We start from the raw sequence: 19,283 nt of genomic DNA on the forward strand, positions 1-19,283 counted from the left end.
TTCTACCCCGTGCGCGCCGCATAGACGTTATAGGCGGTTGCCGCGCCAATCACCAACACCGCACCAAAAATGGAGATGGGGCCGATGGTCTCCCCCACCACGATCGCGACCAGGATTGGGTTGAGCAGCGGTTCGATAGTCGAGGTGAGCGATGCCGTCACGGGAGAAACCACATCAAGACCCTTGGAGAGGAAAAAGTACGCGAAGCCGAGCTGGACGACACCGAGCGCGACGATTGTCACCAAGATCTCGGGTGTGAAGAGCGTCTCTTGCGGATAGAAGGGAATGCCAACGACAAAGCACGCCGCAAAGCCCAGTATCGCCGCGCATTCGAAGTCGCACTTGGGTGACTCCTTGAGAAGGAACACGCCCGCATAGGCAACGCCGGAGACAATCGCGAGAACGTTTCCCAACATGCCACCAGCATTCAAGCTGTCATAGAAGAAGCAGGCGATGCCGGCGATTACGACGAAACTCGCCACAACGGCGCTCCTGCGCGGCCGCGAGCGAAAGATGATCCAGGCCAGCAAGATGACCCAGATGGGCTCGGTAAACTGCAGGACGATCGCGTTTGCGGCCGTCGTGAGCTTGTTGGCGATGACGAAGGTCTCGAGCATGGCGAAGTCGAGCACGGCACCGCCGATGATCTGCTTGTTGACGTGAAAACGCCTGCCCGTCGCACGCAGGTAGAGATACATCGGGATGATCGCGAAGATGCAACGTGCGCCATTGATGCTGATGGGATTCCAGGGAATGACCTTGATGAGCACGCCGGCAAGCGAGAAGCACACGGCGGATATGAGAACGTACGCAAGTCCTCTTCTGTGGCTGATGGCGGCTGACATACCGTATGCGTCATTCCAAGCGTAGCTCGCGCACGGGCCCACCCCGCATACCGAGGTAGGCCCTAGACGCTATTCGCTGCGCAACGCCTCGACGGGATCGCGGCGGGCGGCATTCATGGCGGGCACGAGGCCGGCGATGAAGGTCAAGAAGACGCTGATGAGGATGAGAATCAGTGCCGCTGTGATGGGCAGGGCGAGGATGCCCGAAATGTTCATCATCGCAAGCACGATGGCATTCACAGGCAACGACACCAACGCCACGAGGAGGACCGCAAAGACGCCGGACATGAGACCCTCTATGACCGTTTCGGCATTGAAGATGTTGGCGATGTTGCCCTTGCTCGCGCCCATGGCACGCAGAATGCCGATCTCCTTCTTACGCTCGAGCACGCTGATGTAGGTGATGATGCCGATCATGATCGAACTCACGACGAGCGAGATGGAGACGAACGCGATAAGCACCATGGAGATCATATCGATGATGTTGGTGACGGAGCTCATGAGCGCACCCATGATGTCGGAGTAGGAGATGGTCTTGTCCTCCTCGCCCGAGGATTCCATGTCGGCGTTGTACTGGTCGATGATGTCCTCGACGACCTGCTTGTCATCGAAGCTCTTGGCGTAGATGCTGATGGAGATCGGATCGGCTATATCGGCATAGCCCAGGGTCTGCAGGTTACTCTCATAGCTCAGGTCGTTGCTGCGTGCGAGGTTCATGAACATGGACGTGAGCTCGTCCTGGTCCATGTTGACGGTGATGGACTGGGCGAACATGCTCGGGTCAACCGATATCGCCGTGCCCATCGCGGTCGAAAGCGCGGAGGCCATCGAGCTCGCCAGACTCGTGGTGTAGCTCTGCAGCATGCCACCCATCTTGCCTTCCAGATAGGGCACGAGCTGGGTGGTCATGTACTCGCTCATCTTCTTCTGAATGGCTTCGGTGAAGGCCTTCTGGAGCTGCTCGCTGGAACCTGACATACCCGATGCGATGCCCGTTGCCGCCTGGTTGATGATGGACTTGTAGGCATCCGATTGCTGATAGGCGCTCCATGCCCCAGGCAAATCTGCCATGCTACTGGGATTACTGCTTACGTACTGCATGAAGCCCATGACAACCCCGCTGCTCATTTGGCCCAGGCTCTGCTCGAGAGCAGCCACCTGACTTGCGGAGGGAACACCACCGGACAGGTCGATATCCAAATCGCTGAAATCGGGGGCGGGAATGTCCGCGAACATGTTGCTCGTGTCAAGACTCGCAGCCGCGCCGCTCATCGCGCTTGCCATTGCCGACTCGATGGCGGCGTTATCGACGTTGAAGGCGCGCGCCATCATGTTCTGGTCGATGCTGAACAGCGAACCCATGTCGAAGGAGGACTCCGCATCGTCCTTGAGCGACTCGAAGGTCTTGCCCGTGAAGATGTCGACATCGGGCTCGGCCATCTGCGCCTCGACCACCGGCGAGGTGGCCGCCTGATCGATGAGATGCAGGATGAGGTCATGGCGATACCCGATACCCTCGTCCATGGACGTCGCCGATGCCGTCGCGCTCGGTTTGATGATTCCCACGACCTTGAGGTCGAGGCCCTCGGCGATTTGCGTCTTCATGTAGCTCTCGTCATCGCTGCGATCGACCCATGTCGAGCCAGAGGAGGCCTTGGTGTACATATCGCATTCGTTCACGACCTTGAACGTGAGCGCCAGCGCCTCGTCTTGCGTGAACTCGACGTTGGTATCGGGAACGTCAAGGTCCTCGGAGGCAAGGGCGTCCATGAGCAGGTCGTTGAGCTCGTCGGGGTCGAGGATGCCCAGCGCGTAGAGCGTGTAGTCGCTGATGCCGCCGTTCTTGTTGAGCACCAGCACGCACTCGTCGTAGTTGGCAGGCCAGGCGCCGGCGACGATGTCGTATTGCTCCTCGAGGAGCTTCTGGTCATCGAGCATTTCCTGGAACGAGCTCGCCGAGCCCATCATGGTCGAGAACATGCCGGCGGAGCTGATGTCGTTAGACATGATCGAGGACAAGGCGCCGGGATTGAGCTGCTTGATGCCGGCGGAGGTGTCGGCCTTGTAGATCTGGGGCGTTATGCCGTAGCCGTAGACGATGGCGTTTACATAGCGGTTCACGTCTCCGCCGTTTGCCTCGAAGAAGGAGCGCAGGGACTTGAGGTCGTTCGTCTTCACGTCCGTCAAGACATCGGCCATGATGGTGGATTCCGGGATGACACCCGCGGCGACGTCGTCTTCGGTATCTCCATGCACGTAGTCACCTGCCTGCATCATGATGGAGGTCACGTCGAAGCTCGACTGCGTGATGGTGAGCGGAGTCGATGAGAGCGTATCCTCCTCGACCTTGGCAATGTAGTTGTTGACGCCGTTGGAAAGCGCGAGGATCGCGGCGATGCCAATGATGCCGATTGATCCCGCAAATGCCGTGAGAAAAGTACGGCCCTTCTTGGTCATCAGGTTGTTGAAGGACAACGCGAGTGCCGTGAGAAACGACATGGATGCGTGCTTCTTATGGCCGTCAGTCGCCTTGTTGCGCTGACTTGCGGCAAGCTTGGCAGTTTGCTCGTCTGCCTTGCTCGGCTCGAAGGGGTTGCTATCGTCGGAAATGCGTCCATCGTGCAGCTTGACGATGCGATTCGCATAATCATAGGCAAGCTCGGGGTTATGCGTGACCATGATGACGAGGCGGTCGCTCGCGATCTCTGACAGCAGGTCCATGACCTGGATGCCCGTCTCGGTATCGAGCGCACCCGTGGGCTCGTCTGCTAGCACGATGTCTGGGTCGTTCACCAGGGCTCGGGCGATGGCGACGCGTTGCATCTGACCACCGGAAAGCTGGCTGGGCTTCTTGTTGGCGTGCTCCGCCAGACCGACACGCTCGAGCTCGGCCATGGCCCGCGCTCGACGCTCCTCGCGCGACACGCCCGTGAGCGTAAGCGCGAGCTCGACATTCGAAAGCACCGTCTGATGCGGAATGAGGTTGTAGCTCTGGAAGATGAAGCCGATGTGATGGTTGCGGTAGGTATCCCAATCGGCACTTGAGTAGTCCTTGGTGGACGTGCCGTTGATGATGAGCTCGCCGGTATCAGCATGATCAAGACCACCCAGTATGTTGAGCAGGGTGGTCTTGCCGGAACCTGACGGCCCGAGGACGGCGACGAACTCGTTGTCTCGGAACGATATCGAGACGTCGTCGAGCGCCTTTTGCTCGAAATCGCCGACCCTGTAGGACTTGCGCAGGTGCTTGAGCTCGATCATGCAAATACTTTCTTCTAGTCTTCCTCCACCTTGATGGTGCCGCGGAAGGTACGGTAAATAATGACATGATATATGGCGACCAGCGGAACGCCAATGCAGGCGATGATGGTCATCACCGTAAGTCCATAAGTGCTCGCAGCTGCAGTGAACAAGTCAATCGAGGGACCAGGACCTGTGGAGATAACCAGGTTGGGGAACATGGCGAGCACGAGAGCGAAGACAAGTGCCACGCAGACAGCCGAATTCGCACCGAAGGCAAGCCAGTTCTTGCCGCGACCAGCCGCCAGGAAACCAACGACGATAGCAGCGACCAGGATGCAGGCAACGAACACGAGGAACGGGAAGGCGGGACCCTCGCCCTGAGGAAAGCCGATGAAGGTGAAGAATATGACGGAGACGGCCACAACGAGAATGGCCGTGACGATCTGGCCGGCGACTCGCGCCGTGACGGCGCGCTTATGCAACTCCGTGCCCGTCTCGATCTTTGCCGCGAGCCAGCAGGCGCCCTGCGTGACGATGGTCGCCAAACCGAGCAGGCCGCAGACGAGCGGGAACGGCGTGAGCAGACCGAAGAAGGAGCCGATGTAGTTACCGGCAGCATCAAGCGGGACGCCCTGCAGGCAATTGCCCAGCGCGACACCGAAGAGCAGCGCGGGAACGAGCGATCCCACGAAGAAGAGCGCGTCCCAAAGCTTCTGCCACTTGGGATCATGCGCGCGGAACTCGAGGCTCACCGCGCGGATGATGAGGCCAAAGAGCACGAGCATGATGGCCAGGTAGAAGCCGGAAAACACGGTCGCATACGCAGGGGCGAACGCAGCGAAGAGCGCGCCACCTGCGGTGAGCAGCCAGACCTCGTTACCATCCCAAACGGGACCGATGGAGGTCATGAGAGCACGTTTCTCGCCCGGAGTCTTGGCGATGAACGGCGAGAGCACGCCCGCGCCAAGGTCGAAGCCGTCGAGAACATAATATGCGCAGATCAGCACTGCGATGATGATGAACCAGAGAATGGGGAGCGTCATGCCACATCACCTTCCTGCGCATCGACGACGGGTGCATCTTTGGCCTCGGGCAGGCACTTCTCGGGACCGCTCTTGACGATCTTGGAGAAGATGCGCGCCCATGCGATGAAAATCACCAGGTAGATGATGATAAAGAGACCGATGGTGAGGAGAAGTTGATCGGCTGGCACTGACGGACTGATGGCATCAAGCGTCTTGAGCTCGCCCGTGACGATCCACGGCTGCCTGCCAACCTCGGCCGTCGCCCAACCAAACTGGATGGCGAGGAATGGCGCGATCCAGAGAAAGAGCATCACGACATAGGGCCAGCGCTTGGTCTTGAGCTTCTTGCCGAAGGCCATGATGAGCGCGAGCAACACGCCCAGCATGATGACGCCCATCATGACAATCATGATGTGATAGGACTGGAAGGTAATCTGCACCTCGGTGGCCGTGGGAGTGCTGCCAGGATCGGCGGCTTCTATATCATTGAGGCCCGGATACTCGGCACTGAAGTCACCCGCGGCGAGGAACGAGGTCAGACCCGGAATCGAGGGACCGATGACCGTACCGTTCTCGGTATCGACGATGCCGAACAAGTACATGGGAACGGGCTCGGTCTCGTACTGACCTTCCATCGCGGCGAGCTTGGTAGGCTGCTCGTCGGCGACGACCTGAGCCTGCATGTGCGCGACCGGCATCATGAGCACCATGCACACGAGCGTGACGATAGCGCCCCAACGCATCATCTTCGTGACGAACTCAGAGTTGCGACCTTTGATGTGGTAGTACGCGGCAATCGCCATGGCGATGAAGGCACCGAAGATAAGCAGCGCGAGAACCGTGTGCAGATAGGTTGGGATGGTCTGCGGATTGAAGGCCGCGGCGAAGAAGTCGGTAATGATGGCTTTCTTGCCATGAGCCGTCTCGACAACCTCGAAGCCGGCCGGGGTCTGCATCCAGGAATTCGCGATGAGAATCCACAGGGCCGAGAGCATGGAACCCACCCACACAAGCCATGAGGAAACCATGTAGAACTTGGGAGATACACGCTTGCGTCCGAAGAGGAGCACGCCGAGGAAGCACGACTCGAGGAAGAACGCGAGCAACGCCTCGGCTGCGAGCGGTGAGCCAAAGATGTCACCCACGAAGCGGGAGTAGTTAGCCCAGTTGGTACCGAAGCTAAACTCCATCGTGATGCCCGTCGCAACGCCGACCGTGAAGGTGAGCGTAAAAATCTTGACCCAGAAGCGGGCATCCGCCTCGTCCTTGGGATCACGCGTCTTGTAGGCGCGCGTCTGGGTAAGCGCAACGAACAGGCCCAATCCAATGGACAGCGGCACGAACAGGAAGTGGAATATGACGGTCAGCGCGAACTGAAGGCGCGACAGAAAGACCACATCGCCAAATAATTCCATGTGTCCTCCTTCAGAAACCTCGGGTAATGCCAGTTACCCATCCCCTCTCACAAGTTTTCCATCTTACTCCTATTAGTGTTTGTAGGCGCTGGGAAAATCCGCTATACTCTCGCCTTGCGCATCGACGCAGGAAGCTCACGGTGGGTATAGCGCAGTTGGTTAGCGCGCCAGATTGTGGCTCTGGAGGTCGAGGGTTCGAATCCCTTTACCCACCCCATTTTCCTGCTTGGGCGCACGGCGATTTCGTGTATAATCCTTTTTCGCTGTGACGGACCGGTAGCTCAGCTGGCAGAGCAGGGGACTCTTAATCCCAAGGTCCAGGGTTCGAACCCCTGCCGGTCCACCATGAAACACGAGGTCAGCGGCTTATCCGGCCGCTGGCTTTTTTGTTTGCAGGGGTCGCAGGGGCGAACAGGACACATTTAGGGACCATTCGTTTGCGGCTATGCCGTCTTTCTTCACGCGGGCAAGCTGCTCCGCTCCGACGGTCGCTTCCCGACAGCCCGCTACGCGGTCTTTACGGCGCGCTCCCTTGGACCTCCGCTTCACAGCTTGCCTGCGCACAAGTGGATGTTCTTAACCCTCGAAGGGGAAGCGGTAATCCAACCCGAGCTCGTCGCGAATCTGCGTCATCTCCTGCTTGACGGCAGAGTTGACCGGGATGCCCTTGTCCTTGCGATCGAGCCAGGCCAGGTACTCCTTCTCGCCTGCCGTGTAGATGCGTTCGGCACCAGGCGCTTTCTCAGACGCGCGCAGTTCGCGCGAGATGTCGCCCGCGATCTTCCTGAAGGTGTCTTGTCCCATGAACGCATCGGGATCGACCACGAAGAAGAAGTGACCAAGACCGTACATCTGCGGATCACCATCAGGAGAAACGCCCGTGAGTGCCTTCATGAACTCGCCGCCGGCAAGGGCTGCCGAGAGGATTTCGACCACGGTGGCATAGCCATAACCCTTGTAGCCGCCGAGGTCCTCGCCAATGCCGCCAAGCGGAGCGAGCGCCGCCGTGCCGTCGACGAGCGCCTTGAGGATCTCGTCGCTATCCGTCATGGCGCTGCCATCGCGACCGATAACCATACCAGCCGGCGTGGGGCTACCTTCGCGCGCATAACGCTCGATCTTGCCGCGCTGCGAAATGGAGGTCGCGCAGTCGAGGCAGAAGGGAAAGTCCTCGTCAGTGGGCAGAGCAAACGTGAGCGGATTGGTGCCGAGCATGTTCTCGACGCCGAAGGTCGGAGCGATGGACGGCCGGGCGTTGGTGCCGGTGATGCCGATGAGCCCCTCGTCACTTGCCATCGTCGCCCAGTAGCCAGCAATGCCGTAATGCGTAGAGTTGCGGATCGCGCCGCCAGCCATGCCGAGCGTCTTGGCTTTCTCGATCAGGCGCTTCATCATCTCGTAGCTCGCTACCATGCCCATGCCATCATGCGCGTCCATGACGAGCGTGGTGGGCGTCTCCTTCAGAATCTCGATGTCGGTCTTGGGCAGCAGCGTGCCGTTCTTGATGCGATCGAGGTAGATGGGCTTGAAGCGATTGATGCCGTGGCTTGCGATACCACGACGGTCGGATTCGATGAGAACGTCGGTGCAGATCTCGGCATCCTCGCGGGGGACGCCGTATGCCTCGAAGACATCGACCATGAAATCGTGCATGAGGTCGAAGGGGACGTAGGTTTGCGCGGTTTCTTCAGTGCTCATTGCTTGCTCCTCACCGTCGTGAGTTGTCATTGTTCTTGGCAACGTATTATCGCATGGAGATGTGAAGAGCACATGAGGTAGAAGGTTCTAGCAGATACGGGGGAGCTGCTCGCCAACGAGCATATCGAGGATGCGCTCGCTGCCAAAGGACGTGCGCAGATATACGCGTCCGTCGCCCTCGAGTACCTCGCCGATAATCGCAGCCTCAGCGCCATACTTGTCCGCACGCATGGCCGCAAGCGCGGCGTCGGCCACCTCGGATGCGCACACGCAGACCATCTTGCCCTCGTTGGCAACCTGGAAGACGTCGTAACCAAGCATCTCGCAGGCGCCACGCACCTGGTCATGCACGGGCACCTCATCCTCGTCGACGCAAATGTCGACATGCGCCGTGCTCGCAAACTCGTTGAGCGTCGAGGCAAGCCCGCCACGCGTCGGGTCGCGAAACGCGCGAACGCTCCCTGCCGGACAGGCGTCGAGCACCGCCGCGATCAGATGGTTGAGCGGGGCGGCGTCCGACTCGATTTGCGTCGAGAAGCTCAGCTCCTCGCGCGTCGAGATAATCGCGATGCCGTGGTCGCCAATGCTGCCGCTGATGAGAATCTTATCGCCCGGCCTAATGTGCGACGCGGAGAGATCGACACCGTCGCGCAGCTCGCCGATGCCAGCCGTGTTGATGTAGATGCCATCGCCATGACCGCGGTTGACGACCTTGGTGTCACCCGTCACGATCTCGACGCCAGCTTCCTTGGCCGTCGCCGCCATCGACGCGCACACACGTCGCAAGTCGTCGAGCGGATAGCCCTCCTCGAGCACGAAGCCGCAGGAAAGGTAGCGCGGCGTGGCTCCGCTTGTCGCGACATCATTGACCGTACCGCACACGGCCAAATGCCCGATGTCTCCACCGGGAAAGAAATGCGGCGTCACCACGAAGGTGTCCGTCGAGAACGCAACGCGCCCACCCGCGATGTCGAGCGTCGCCGCGTCATCGCCGCGTCGCAGCGTGTCGCCTGCATATGCCTCGAAGAACAGTTGCTCAATGATGTCGCGCATCATCGTTCCGCCACTGCCATGTGCCATTAAGACCGTATCGGTTTTCTGCATGATGTAATCGTCCTATTCGAAAATGGAGCTAACGCTGCTGTAATGGAGAAAAATGCCCTCGTCTGCCAAGGACTTGATTTTGGTCACATCGGCAAACGCGAAATCCTCGACTTCCTCTTCCTGGACCGCAACCATGGACTCGTCGGCATCGAGTTCGAACTTGTAGACGACCATGAAGTAGTTGTTATCGTCGTTCGGATCCTCGCGCTTGTAGGTGAGCACCTTCTCTGCCGCAACGTCAGAGACGTCCAGTCCGGTTTCCTCGGCGACTTCACGGCGCACCGCCGCTTCGGGCTCCTCGCCCGCACGCACGGCACCGCCGGGGAACTCCCACCAGCCGGCACCCCATGGCTTGTCCATCTTGCGCTGCGTAATGAGGTATTTCTTGTCAGGCCTCTGCACAACGCCCAGCACGGATACGTGGTATTCGCCGGGCTGCATGTTCCAGTTGTCACGCTCCATGGTCTTGCCGGTCTTATTCATGTGCTCGTCGTAGATGTCCCACATCTCCATTGGCATTGTTCGCCTTCCACGCAATTCGCTCGTCTACATCATGTTCTTGAGTTGGCTTAGGTCGATGTCGCCCAGGCCGGGAATGCCCATGCGCTTCCTGCCGCGCTTGCCCTTCTTGCCGGGTTGGTTCATGGCGGCCATCATCTTCTTGACCTGCTTGCGCGTTTCGTTATAGCGCTTGATGAGCTGATTGACCTGCTGAATCGACATACCGCAGCCATCGGCAATGCGCTTGCGACGAGAGCCGTTCAAAAGCGTCGGCTTGGCCCGTTCTTCCTTCGTCATCGAGTTGATAATCGCCTCGGTGCGGTCAAGCTCGTGCTCGTCGACCTGTCCGGCATTCAGGGCCTTGTCGCCACCGGGAAGTGCGCTCACGAGTTTTCCGAGACCACCCATCTTGCGTGTCTGGCCGATGACCTGGAGGAAGTCGTTGAAGTCGAAGTCGGCGCGAGCGAGACGTTCTGCCTCGGCCTCCTCCATTTCGCGGTCCTGAATCTCGATGGCGCGCTCAATGACCGAAACCACATCGCCCATGCCGAGGATACGCTTGGCCATGCGATCGGGATGGAAAATCTCGAGGGAGTCGGGGCGCTCGCCTGCGGAAATGAACTCGATGGGCTTGCCCGTGACCTCGAGGATGGAAAGTGCGCCACCACCACGAGCATCGCCATCCATCTTCGACATGATGACGCCGTCGAAGTCGACCTTCTCGGCAAACGCCGCGGCGACGTTGACAACATCCTGACCGGTCATGGCATCGACGACCATGAGGATTTGATCAGGCTCGACCGCGTCGCGTATGGCAACGGCCTCGTCCATCATCTCATCGTCCACATGCAGGCGGCCGGCCGTATCAACAATCACCACGTCACGCAGGTTATCGACAGCGTCACGCACGCCTTCGGTGGCGATCTTGACGGGATCCTTGCCATCGCCGCGATAGACGCGCACGCCCATTTCGTCACCGAGCGCCTGCAGCTGATCGGCGGCGGCGGGACGATACACATCGCATGCCACGAGCAGAGGGTTGTGTCCCTGTTTCATCAGACGATAGGCAAGTTTGGCGGCAGCCGTCGTCTTGCCCGAGCCTTGCAGGCCGACGAGCATGACCACGCCGGGGATTCTGCTGCCAAAGGTGAGCTCGGCGGTCGTACCACCAAGCAACTCGGTGAGCTCGTCGAGTACGATCTTGATGACGTTTTGGCCCGGTGTGAGCGAGTCCATGACCTCGGCGGTCAGGCAGCGCTCCTTGACGCGGCGCGTGAAGTTCTTGACGACCTTGTAGTTGACGTCCGCTTCGAGCAGCGCCATGCGAATCTCGCGGATACCTTCGTTGATATCATCCTCGGTCAAGTGTCCCTTGGACCTGAATCCAGAGAACGCCTTTTGCAGTTTATCGGACAGACTCTCAAACATCATTGCTCCTTATGAAAACCAGCAACGCATCTTGTCGCGGATATAGTAAAGCGAATATAGGACTGAAATATGAGCCGTGCTGCCGATATGCACCAATGCCAGCGGAAGGCTACAAGCCAAGCCAGCATTGAAATGTTTGCGTGAAATTTGTCCCGTCCTTCGCCATTCCGATTACAAGGGTCACTACTCCTCGCAATCAGAACTTGTATCTGCTATTCGATTTTAGCAAGTTTCCGCATATTACTAGACATCAATCGCGCGCCAGTCGCTGAGACCAGCAAGGTCTTCAGTTCTAAACAAGTCTTGAACACCCAGCGTCCCTCGTGCGATAATCAGCTCTACCGAAAAGGGATTGAAACCTTGTAGGTATCAGAGCGGCGAGGTTCGTACCTCGCCATTTCTGTCTTTAGGGGTAATGTGGCGAAGCGATTGAATCTACACGTTGACGAAACGGGAAGTCAGGACCTCTCCGAGAATCTTTACCTCGTATCAGTCGTTCTTCACGAGCATTCCGCAGACGTTGTCACGCCTATTGAGGAATACGAAAGGCGCTTGGCAGTTGCCGAGTTGGCCAACGTACCGTTTCACGGAAAGGATCTTCTACACGGCAATGGAGACTACCAATCTGTGTCGCCTGGCGATAGAAAGCGCCTTCTCACCCAGTTCGCTCGTCTTGTACGCTCGCTCCCGTTCACGTATTTCGCGCTGCGGTATGATGTCTTCAACATCCGCAGCAGAGACGAGCTCGAGTCGAGAATCCGACGTGACCTGGCGTCCCTCGTTTACGAGCACCTGTCATTTTTCCAAGTCTTCGATACCATATCCGTCTATTACGACAACGGTCAAGGTGCCGTGAGCGTAGCCTTGCATGACGCACTCGACTTCGTGCTCGCCAGGAATGTCTCCGACTTTCGCGATGCCGACCATGGAGCGCGCAGGCTCCTGCAGGTCGCCGACTACATTTGTATGGTGGAGCGCGCCTCCATCGCCTATGACGCCGGAAGGCAGTCGAAATCGCAAGAGCGCTTTTTCGGGAACCGGCGATCTTTCACCCAATCGTTCATGAAGCAGCTCGCCCGCAAGCGATTTTGCTAGCTGACTCTTTCCAAACCAACAAACCGGGACAAATGGGCAGGTCACTTGTCCCGGTTCAAGCGATTGAGAAATCAACTGGCACTTAGCTGCCAAACTGAACCCTGACAGGAAGATTACTGTTTTCCGTGGTTCCATTGCCAAGCTGGCCGTAATCGTTGTTGCCCCACGTCCACACGGAACCATCGTTTTTAATGGCAGCATATTGGCCGGCGGAGATAAAGCCTCCACCCCAATATACATCCTTGACACCATCCAGTATTCGAGTGGGATGATTGGTGTAGTTGGGGTACAGAACGCCGCCCCATCCCCAAATCGACCCATCTGTATCAAGGGCCAGGCTTGTTGACGAGCCCGTCGTCCATGCTATCCTCGTGCTATCCATTACTTTTATAGGGGACAACTTATCCTCCGTTGTACCATCGCCGAGCTGGCCGACATGATTAGCTCCCCACGCCCAGACAGACCCGTCCTCTCTTGTCGCCATACTGTACCCAGATCCAAAGTTTGAATCCCCCAGCGTAACGAATCTCACGCTGTCCATAACCTTGACAGGGATAAGCTTGCTTTCGGTCGTTCCATCACCGAGTTGGCCGCGATTATTGAGACCCCACATCCACAAAGTGCCATCTTTCTTAATGGCGGCACCATAATACTCACCGAGCGAAACGGAGTTCACGTCATCCATGACCTTGACGGGGACACTGGCATCTTCGGTTGTGCCAATGCCGAGTTCGCCGTATGAATTGCTACCCCACGTCCATAATGAATCATCTTCTTTGATGACCGCATAGCCTCCTGCTCCCCCTAGCGAAATCGACGCCACGTCATTCATTATGCAGACGGGAGAGCGTTTCTCTTCTGTAGCAAAGTCGCCGGACCGATCACGATAATAGTCACCCCACATCCATAGAGTACCATCCTCTTTTATCGCTGCACCTTCGTAGGCTCCCGCAATAGCTGATGTCACACCATCCATAATCTTGACGGGAGAGAGCCTGTCCTCGGTTGTGCCATCGCCTAATGAGCCATACCAATTTCTGCCCCACGTCCACAGTGAACCATTGTCTCCGACAGATGCGGTCCATCGATCCCCAACCGACACGAGCCTCGCGCCATCCATGACCTTGACGGGGGAGGTCCTGTCCTCTGTGGTACCGTCACCGACACAACCGTAATCGTTCCTGCCCCACGTCCAGAGGGAGCCATCTCCGAGGATCGCGGCGCTGTGGTAATCCCCCAACGACACGCTGCTGACACTCAAGGCGGACACCGATCCATCCCCCGGCACTACCACATCCACGCCGTACCAGCCGATTCCCTCGTCGTTCCAGCCTATGGAAACGAGGTGCTTGTGCTCATCGAGGCTCGTGGTGTAGTTGTGGGATCCCGAGTTGTTCACGGGTGCGGTGGGATCGACGTTGGGGTTGAACTGGCGGTACAGCGGCACGCCCTTGGCGTCGTCGGAGTACCAGCCAATCCCCTCGTAGGACCATCCGGCGGCAACGAGGGCGTCCTTCTCCCCCTCACCGGTGCAGTAGTGGTGGTCTGTGCCCGAGTATAGCCGGTAGACCGGCGTGGATGACACAGTCGGCGCGGTCCATCCCTCGCCTTCGTAGGACCATCCCGCGGCGGCCACGGCATCGCGTTCGGAGACATCGGCGGTGTAGAAGTGCTCGCCGGAGTTGGGGTTGTATAACCTGTACATCACCTGAGCAGTACCGTCGGCACAGGCAAATTGAGTTGTCTGCAGAACGCAGGCCGCACATACGACAAATGTCAACATCGCGACAACCGCAGTCGAAGCGCGCAGCAGGGCTCTTGTCGGCATCGGAATCCTCCCAGGCTCGAGACGCCCCATAGAGCGTCGTTGCAAATTTGCCTTGGAAGATACCCCCCCCCCCCCCCCCGCATTTTGTCAAACCGGGAGTTCGGTGACTGACCGCGAACGGTTTCCCGTCTCAATTTAAGGCGGGATTTCTCGACTGTGCGGCCTTCAGCCGCTTCGCTCGAAATGACAGGGAGGCAGTCTCTCGTTCGAAATAACAATGGGAAGGGTCAGCGGTGTTCCTTATGAAAACCAGCGACGCATCTTGTCGCGGAAAGACTCCTGCTCCTCGGGCTCGGATTCGGTCTCGGCGAACCACTCGTCCGCAGTCATCGAGATCTTTTCGGTTTCAAGCATGTCATCTCGACCGGAGGTGTCGTCAGACACCGGAGCGGAGAGATCTCCATCGAGAGATTTCTCGACTTCGTTCGCTTCGCTCTCTTCGCTCGAAATGACAGAGGGGACCTCTTCGGGCTCCGGCATGTCATCTCGACCGGAGGTGTCGTCAGACACCGAAGTGGAGAGATCTCCGCTTTCTTCATCGCCATCGAGCTCTGCGCGCATCTCGCCGAAGAGCGCCTCGGCATACTCGCGCGCATCGAAGGGCTGCAGGTCCTCGATACCCTCGCCCACGCCCACGCGCAGGATGGGCAGTCCCAACTCGTGACTCACCGCCACGGCAATGCCGCCCTTGGCCGTGCCATCGAGCTTGGTCATGATGACGCCATCCAGGTCGAGCGCCTTATCGAATTCGCGTGCCTGTTGCAGGCCGTTCTGGCCCGTCGTGGCATCAATGACGAGAACGGTCTTCACGTCCACGTCTGCACGTTTGCGCGTGACGTTGACAACCTTCTGCAGCTCGCGCATGAGCTCATCGGACGTATGCAGGCGCCCCGAAGTATCGATGAGCACGAGGTCGCTTCCCAGCTGTTCGGCGCGCTCTACAACGTCATAGCACACGCTTGCCGGGTCGCTTCCACGCTCGCGCTTCACGACCTCGACACCGCTGCGCTCGCCCCAGATGTCGAGCTGCTCGATGGCGGCGGCACGGAAGGTGTCGCCCGAGCCTATGAGCACCTTGCGGCCGCCGAGCGACGCCTGATTGGCAAGCTTGCCGACCGTCGTGGTCTTGCCCGCGCCGTTGATGCCCACGAAGAGCACGCAGACGGGGTTCATGCGGAACGGATCAGGGTCGGGTTCGGCAAAGAGACCGCTGATTTCGTCAGCAAGCATGTCGAGCACGGCGTACGCATCGGGCAGTGCCTTGCGCGTGGCCTGGTCGCGCAGACGGTCGATGACCTCCATCGTCGCCTGGGCGCCCAAATCGCTCAAGATGAGCGTTTCCTCGAGGTCCTCCCAGAAATCCTCGTCGAGCTTGGGACCACGGCGGAACAGCACGTTCATCCGCTCGTTGAACTTCGTCCTGCTCCGATTGATTTTGTCCTTGAACGCCATGTGAATCTCCCTTGAAAGCAAGCGCTACTGCGCGCCGCTGAACTCCTCGACGTCACGCGTCTGACCCGAGTCTTCGGATGACAGGCGGATTTGCTGGTCAAGCTTCTGTGACACGAGCTTGGATACGCCATCGCTGCGCATCGAGACGCCATAGAGCAAGTCGGCCATTTCCATCGTACGCCTCTGATGGCTAATGATGATGAATTGCGTGGTAGAGCGGATGCTGTCGAGATACGAGAGCAGGCGACGCAGGTTCGTGTCGTCGAGTGCCGCCTCGACCTCGTCGAGTATGTAGAACGGCGTCTTGCGCACGCGATACACGGCGAAGAGCAACGTCAGCGCAACAAGCGATTGCTCGCCGCCCGAAAGCAGCGTCTGCTTGCGCACCTTCTTGCCACGCGGTTGGGCATAGACCTCCACGCCCGTCTCTTCGGGATTATCCGGATCGGTCAGTTCGAGATGGCCGTTTCCACCTGGGAAAAGCTGCGCGAAAACCTCTTCGAAGTTCTCGTTGACCTGCTTGAAGGTGTCGATAAAGCGATTGCGCATCTTGCGATCGATTGCCGCGACGATGCGCTGCAGTGCCTTGGCGGCCGCCTCGAGGTCCTCGAGCTGCACGGCGATGAAGTCGCGGCGCTCGCGAAGCTTGAGGTACTCCTCGACGGCGACGGGATTGACCGAGCCGAGGTTGTTGAGCTTGCGCCGCAAGCTTTCGGCGCGCTTCTCCTCTTCCTCGCGATTCTCCGGCGGATCAAGCGCGAGCGCAATCTCGAGCAGCACGCCGTGCGTTTCGGTGATGACGCTCACCGCAGATTCGACTTTGACCTCGAGCTTGCTCTTCTCGATGCGCACCTGCGTGAGCTTCTCGTTGGCCTCGTCAAGCTTGACCTGCTCGTCGGCGACCGCCTTGCGAGCACCATCGATGGTGTCACGCAAGTCGCCCTGTCCGGCTTGTTCGATCTTGGCGCGATCGCTCAGGATTTCCGCCTTTTCCTGCACGCCTTCGCGCAGGCTCGTGAACACGTCGTAGAGTGGCTCGACACGCAAGCGCAAAATCTCGAGCTTGCTCTCGGTCTCGTGCGAGACCAACAAGGTCTCCTCGAGCTGATCGGCCTCCTTCTTGAGCGATTCGATCTGCTTGCTCAAGTGCCGCTCACGCTCGCGCACCGTGGCAAGATCGACTTGGATGGCCGAGATCTCCCGTTTGGAGCTATCCTCGCGGCTCGCCAGCGCGGCACTCTTCTCGCGTGCAGCAGCCGCCTTCTCGTCAAGCTCGCCCTTACGCGCCGCCAGCTCGTTCTTGCGGTCACTGAGCTCCTTGACCTTGGCGCGGCTCGCGGCCGTGTCCTCGGCAATGCGCGTGCGGCGCTGTTCGATCTGGTTCTTCTCCTGCAGCTGGTCGGTGATGGCCTGCTCGAGACGACCGACCTCCTCGCGCAAGCTGTCGGCCTCGCCGGAAACCTGCGCGATGGACTGCGAAAGCTCGAAGTCATCTGCCTGCGCGATGTGCAGGTTGTTGAGTGCCTTGTCGACATCGCGCTCTCCGTCTACGACGGCCTTTGCCGCCACAGGTTCCTCGGCCTGCAACTCGCGCAAGCGACGCTTGCGACTCAGAACGCCCTCGGTATCGGTGACTTGCGTACCGATGGTGACCTTGCCGTTGGGCCACGCGACGACGCCATCACGCGTAACGAAACGCGAACCGGTCGTATCGGCCGCGGCTGCTTCGATGGCATCGATGGCCGAGTCGAGCACGTACACGTCACCCAAGAGCAACTCGGCCACGCGTATGTGCTCGGGAGCGTACGTAAGCTCGTCGAGAAGGCGCGTCCCGACTTTGGCACGGCCATGCTCGATGGTCGCGCCGGTCATGTTGACAAGCGAAAGCTCTCCACCGGAAAGCTCGGCCTTCAGAAGCTGATCGACAAGCTCGGCCGAGGCATGCGAGTCCTTGGTCATGAGGGCGAACATATCCGCCCCGAGCAAATGCTCTACCAGGCCCTCAAGTGCCGGCGGCGCAGAAAAGAGCTCGCTGACGGGCGAGATGATACCCGCCTCGTCCTTGCGGTCGAGCGCCCAGGCAAGCAACGGGCGCGAACCATCGAGTGCCTTGTCGACATGCTCGAGGCCCTTGATCTCGGCGCGCAGGGAACTCAGCTGCTCGCGCTTTTCCTCGAGACGCGCACGGCAGTCGTCGTGGATGCGCACGCGACTGTCGATGTCGGATTTAGCGGCCAGCGAATCTGCCTGCAGCTGCGTGAGCTGCACCTCGAGGTCCTCCAGATGGCTGCGTCGGGCGGCGAGCGTCGTCTGCGTGGAGACGTGCGCATCCTCGATCTGCGAGATGCGATTGACGAGAAGGCCGTCCTCGACATCGGCAGTCGAAAGGCTCTCGGTCGCCTTGAGCTCGGCGAGCGTGCACTCGTCAAACTCCTTCTCGCAGGCACGAACCTGCGCGTTGGCCTCCGTAAGCTCGCGTTCGGCCTGCTCGTGCAGCTCATGCACCTCGTTGGCAGCAGCTTGCTGACGCTCGAGCTGCGCGGTAAGCTCGTCGAGTTGTGCAGACGTGTCACGGTGATCGGATTCGTAGGTCTCGAGACGGGCAAGCACGTCGACGCGGCTCGACTCCGAACGATGCACCGCCTGGCGCAACTCGGAAAGGCGCGTCACCATGTTGCGGCCCTTCTCCTCGAGCAGGAGCATGCCCGAGTCGAGACGGTCGAGGGCCGTCTGACAGCGACGGCGTTGCTCGGCTATATCGCCTGCGAACAGGCCTTTCTCCTCGAGCAGATGCTGGTACTTCTCGAGCTCGCGGTTCTTCTCGTCGACGCGGAAGCGCGCGAGCTCCACGAGCGAATCGGCTTCCTTCTCCAGGCGTTCGGTCTCGCGCCAGCTTTCCTGGAGCCTGCGCAGGTCATCGACGGCAAGCGAAAGCTCGACGGACTTGAGTTCCTCGGAGAGCTGCTCGTGTTGACGAGCGCGGCTCGCCTGACGCTCGAGCGGCTTGAGCTGACGGTCGATCTCTCCCGCGATATCGTGCACGCGCTGGAGCTCGGCGTCCATGTTCTTGAGCTTGCGGGCGGAACGTTCCTTGCGTTTCTTGTGCTTGAGGATGCCCGCGGCCTCCTCGATGAGCAGGCGGCGATCCTCGGGACGAGCGCGCAGCACGTTTTGCAGCGAGCCCTGCGAGATGATCGAGTGCGTATCGCGGCCGAGGCCGGAATCGTTGAGGATGTCGAGCACATCCATGAGACGCGATGGCGAGCCGTTGATGAGGTACTCGCTCTCGCCGCTGCGATACATGCGGCGCGTGACGACGACCTCGTTGAAATCGAGGGGCAACGTGCCATCGGAGTTGTCGAGCACAAGGTCGACCTCGGCCAGGCCGACTGCCTGGCGGGCAGACGATCCGGCGAAGATGACGTCTTCCATGGCCTGGCCGCGCAGCTGCTTGGCGCTTTGCTCGCCCAGGACCCATAAGACGGCGTCGGAGATGTTCGATTTACCCGATCCGTTAGGGCCGACGACAACCGTCATCCCCGGCTCGAGCGAGAGAACGGCTCGGTCGGCAAACGACTTGAAACCCTTGAGAACGAGTGACTTGAGGTACACGATTTCCCTTGTACGCGTGGCAAACGGATAAACCTGT

General features: G+C 59.3%; 11 protein-coding genes, 2 tRNA genes and 1 pseudogene. 3 read left to right on the forward strand and 11 right to left on the reverse strand.

The window, feature by feature from the left end:
* Positions 1-2: 2 nt before the first annotated feature.
* The 4 genes from OIM11_08500 to OIM11_08515 form a co-directional block, all read right to left on the reverse strand.
* On the reverse strand, positions 3-845 hold the full coding sequence (locus tag OIM11_08500; protein HJJ01161.1) for an EamA family transporter: 843 nt from the start codon (positions 843-845) through the stop codon (positions 3-5).
* Positions 846-914: 69 nt separating this feature from the next.
* Complete coding sequence (locus OIM11_08505) at positions 915-4,106, reverse strand: ABC transporter ATP-binding protein/permease (GenBank protein HJJ01162.1); 3,192 nt, start codon at positions 4,104-4,106, stop codon at positions 915-917.
* A 14-nt stretch (positions 4,107-4,120) separates the two neighbouring features.
* Complete coding sequence (gene cydB, locus OIM11_08510; protein ID HJJ01163.1) at positions 4,121-5,131, reverse strand: cytochrome d ubiquinol oxidase subunit II; 1,011 nt, start codon at positions 5,129-5,131, stop codon at positions 4,121-4,123.
* On the reverse strand, positions 5,128-6,528 hold the full coding sequence (locus tag OIM11_08515; protein ID HJJ01164.1) for a cytochrome ubiquinol oxidase subunit I: 1,401 nt from the start codon (positions 6,526-6,528) through the stop codon (positions 5,128-5,130). The genes cydB and OIM11_08515 overlap by 4 nt, the downstream gene beginning before the upstream one ends.
* A gap of 140 nt (positions 6,529-6,668) precedes the next feature.
* Between OIM11_08515 and OIM11_08520 the strand changes: the two genes are divergently transcribed.
* Both OIM11_08520 and OIM11_08525 read left to right on the forward strand, forming a co-directional pair.
* Positions 6,669-6,745 (forward strand) — tRNA-His (locus tag OIM11_08520).
* A gap of 53 nt (positions 6,746-6,798) precedes the next feature.
* Positions 6,799-6,874 (forward strand) — tRNA-Lys (locus OIM11_08525).
* Between the two features lie 230 nt (positions 6,875-7,104).
* On the opposite strand, the gene OIM11_08530 is transcribed toward OIM11_08525, so the two are convergent.
* The 4 genes from OIM11_08530 to ffh form a co-directional block, all read right to left on the reverse strand.
* Positions 7,105-8,226 (reverse strand): Ldh family oxidoreductase, encoded by a 1,122-nt coding sequence (locus OIM11_08530; GenBank protein HJJ01165.1) that lies wholly within the window; start codon positions 8,224-8,226, stop codon positions 7,105-7,107.
* 87 nt (positions 8,227-8,313) lie between these two features.
* Complete coding sequence (gene hypE, locus OIM11_08535) at positions 8,314-9,330, reverse strand: hydrogenase expression/formation protein HypE (protein ID HJJ01166.1); 1,017 nt, start codon at positions 9,328-9,330, stop codon at positions 8,314-8,316.
* Between the two features lie 12 nt (positions 9,331-9,342).
* On the reverse strand, positions 9,343-9,771 hold the full coding sequence (locus OIM11_08540; GenBank protein ID HJJ01167.1) for an NUDIX hydrolase: 429 nt from the start codon (positions 9,769-9,771) through the stop codon (positions 9,343-9,345).
* 105 nt (positions 9,772-9,876) lie between these two features.
* Positions 9,877-11,259 (reverse strand): signal recognition particle protein, encoded by a 1,383-nt coding sequence (gene ffh / locus OIM11_08545; protein HJJ01168.1) that lies wholly within the window; start codon positions 11,257-11,259, stop codon positions 9,877-9,879.
* A gap of 417 nt (positions 11,260-11,676) precedes the next feature.
* On the opposite strand from ffh, the gene OIM11_08550 reads away from it, so the two are divergent.
* Positions 11,677-12,354, forward strand: coding sequence for a hypothetical protein (locus OIM11_08550; protein HJJ01169.1), 678 nt, complete (start codon positions 11,677-11,679; stop codon positions 12,352-12,354).
* An 82-nt stretch (positions 12,355-12,436) separates the two neighbouring features.
* On the opposite strand, the gene OIM11_08555 is transcribed toward OIM11_08550, so the two are convergent.
* The 3 genes and pseudogenes from OIM11_08555 to smc all read right to left on the reverse strand — a co-directional run bounded on the left by OIM11_08555 (position 12,437) and on the right by smc (position 19,246).
* Positions 12,437-14,182: a hypothetical protein gene (locus OIM11_08555; protein ID HJJ01170.1), complete on the reverse strand. Its 1,746-nt coding sequence runs from the start codon at positions 14,180-14,182 to the stop codon at positions 12,437-12,439.
* A gap of 561 nt (positions 14,183-14,743) precedes the next feature.
* A pseudogene (gene ftsY / locus OIM11_08560) lies at positions 14,744-15,634 on the reverse strand (signal recognition particle-docking protein FtsY).
* Positions 15,635-15,658: 24 nt separating this feature from the next.
* Positions 15,659-19,246, reverse strand: a complete 3,588-nt coding sequence (gene smc, locus OIM11_08565; GenBank protein HJJ01171.1) for a chromosome segregation protein SMC — start codon at positions 19,244-19,246, stop codon at positions 15,659-15,661.
* Positions 19,247-19,283: the final 37 nt, after the last annotated feature.

The organism is Coriobacteriaceae bacterium (assembly GCA_025992705.1).
Lineage (GTDB): Bacteria > Actinomycetota > Coriobacteriia > Coriobacteriales > QAMH01 > QAMH01.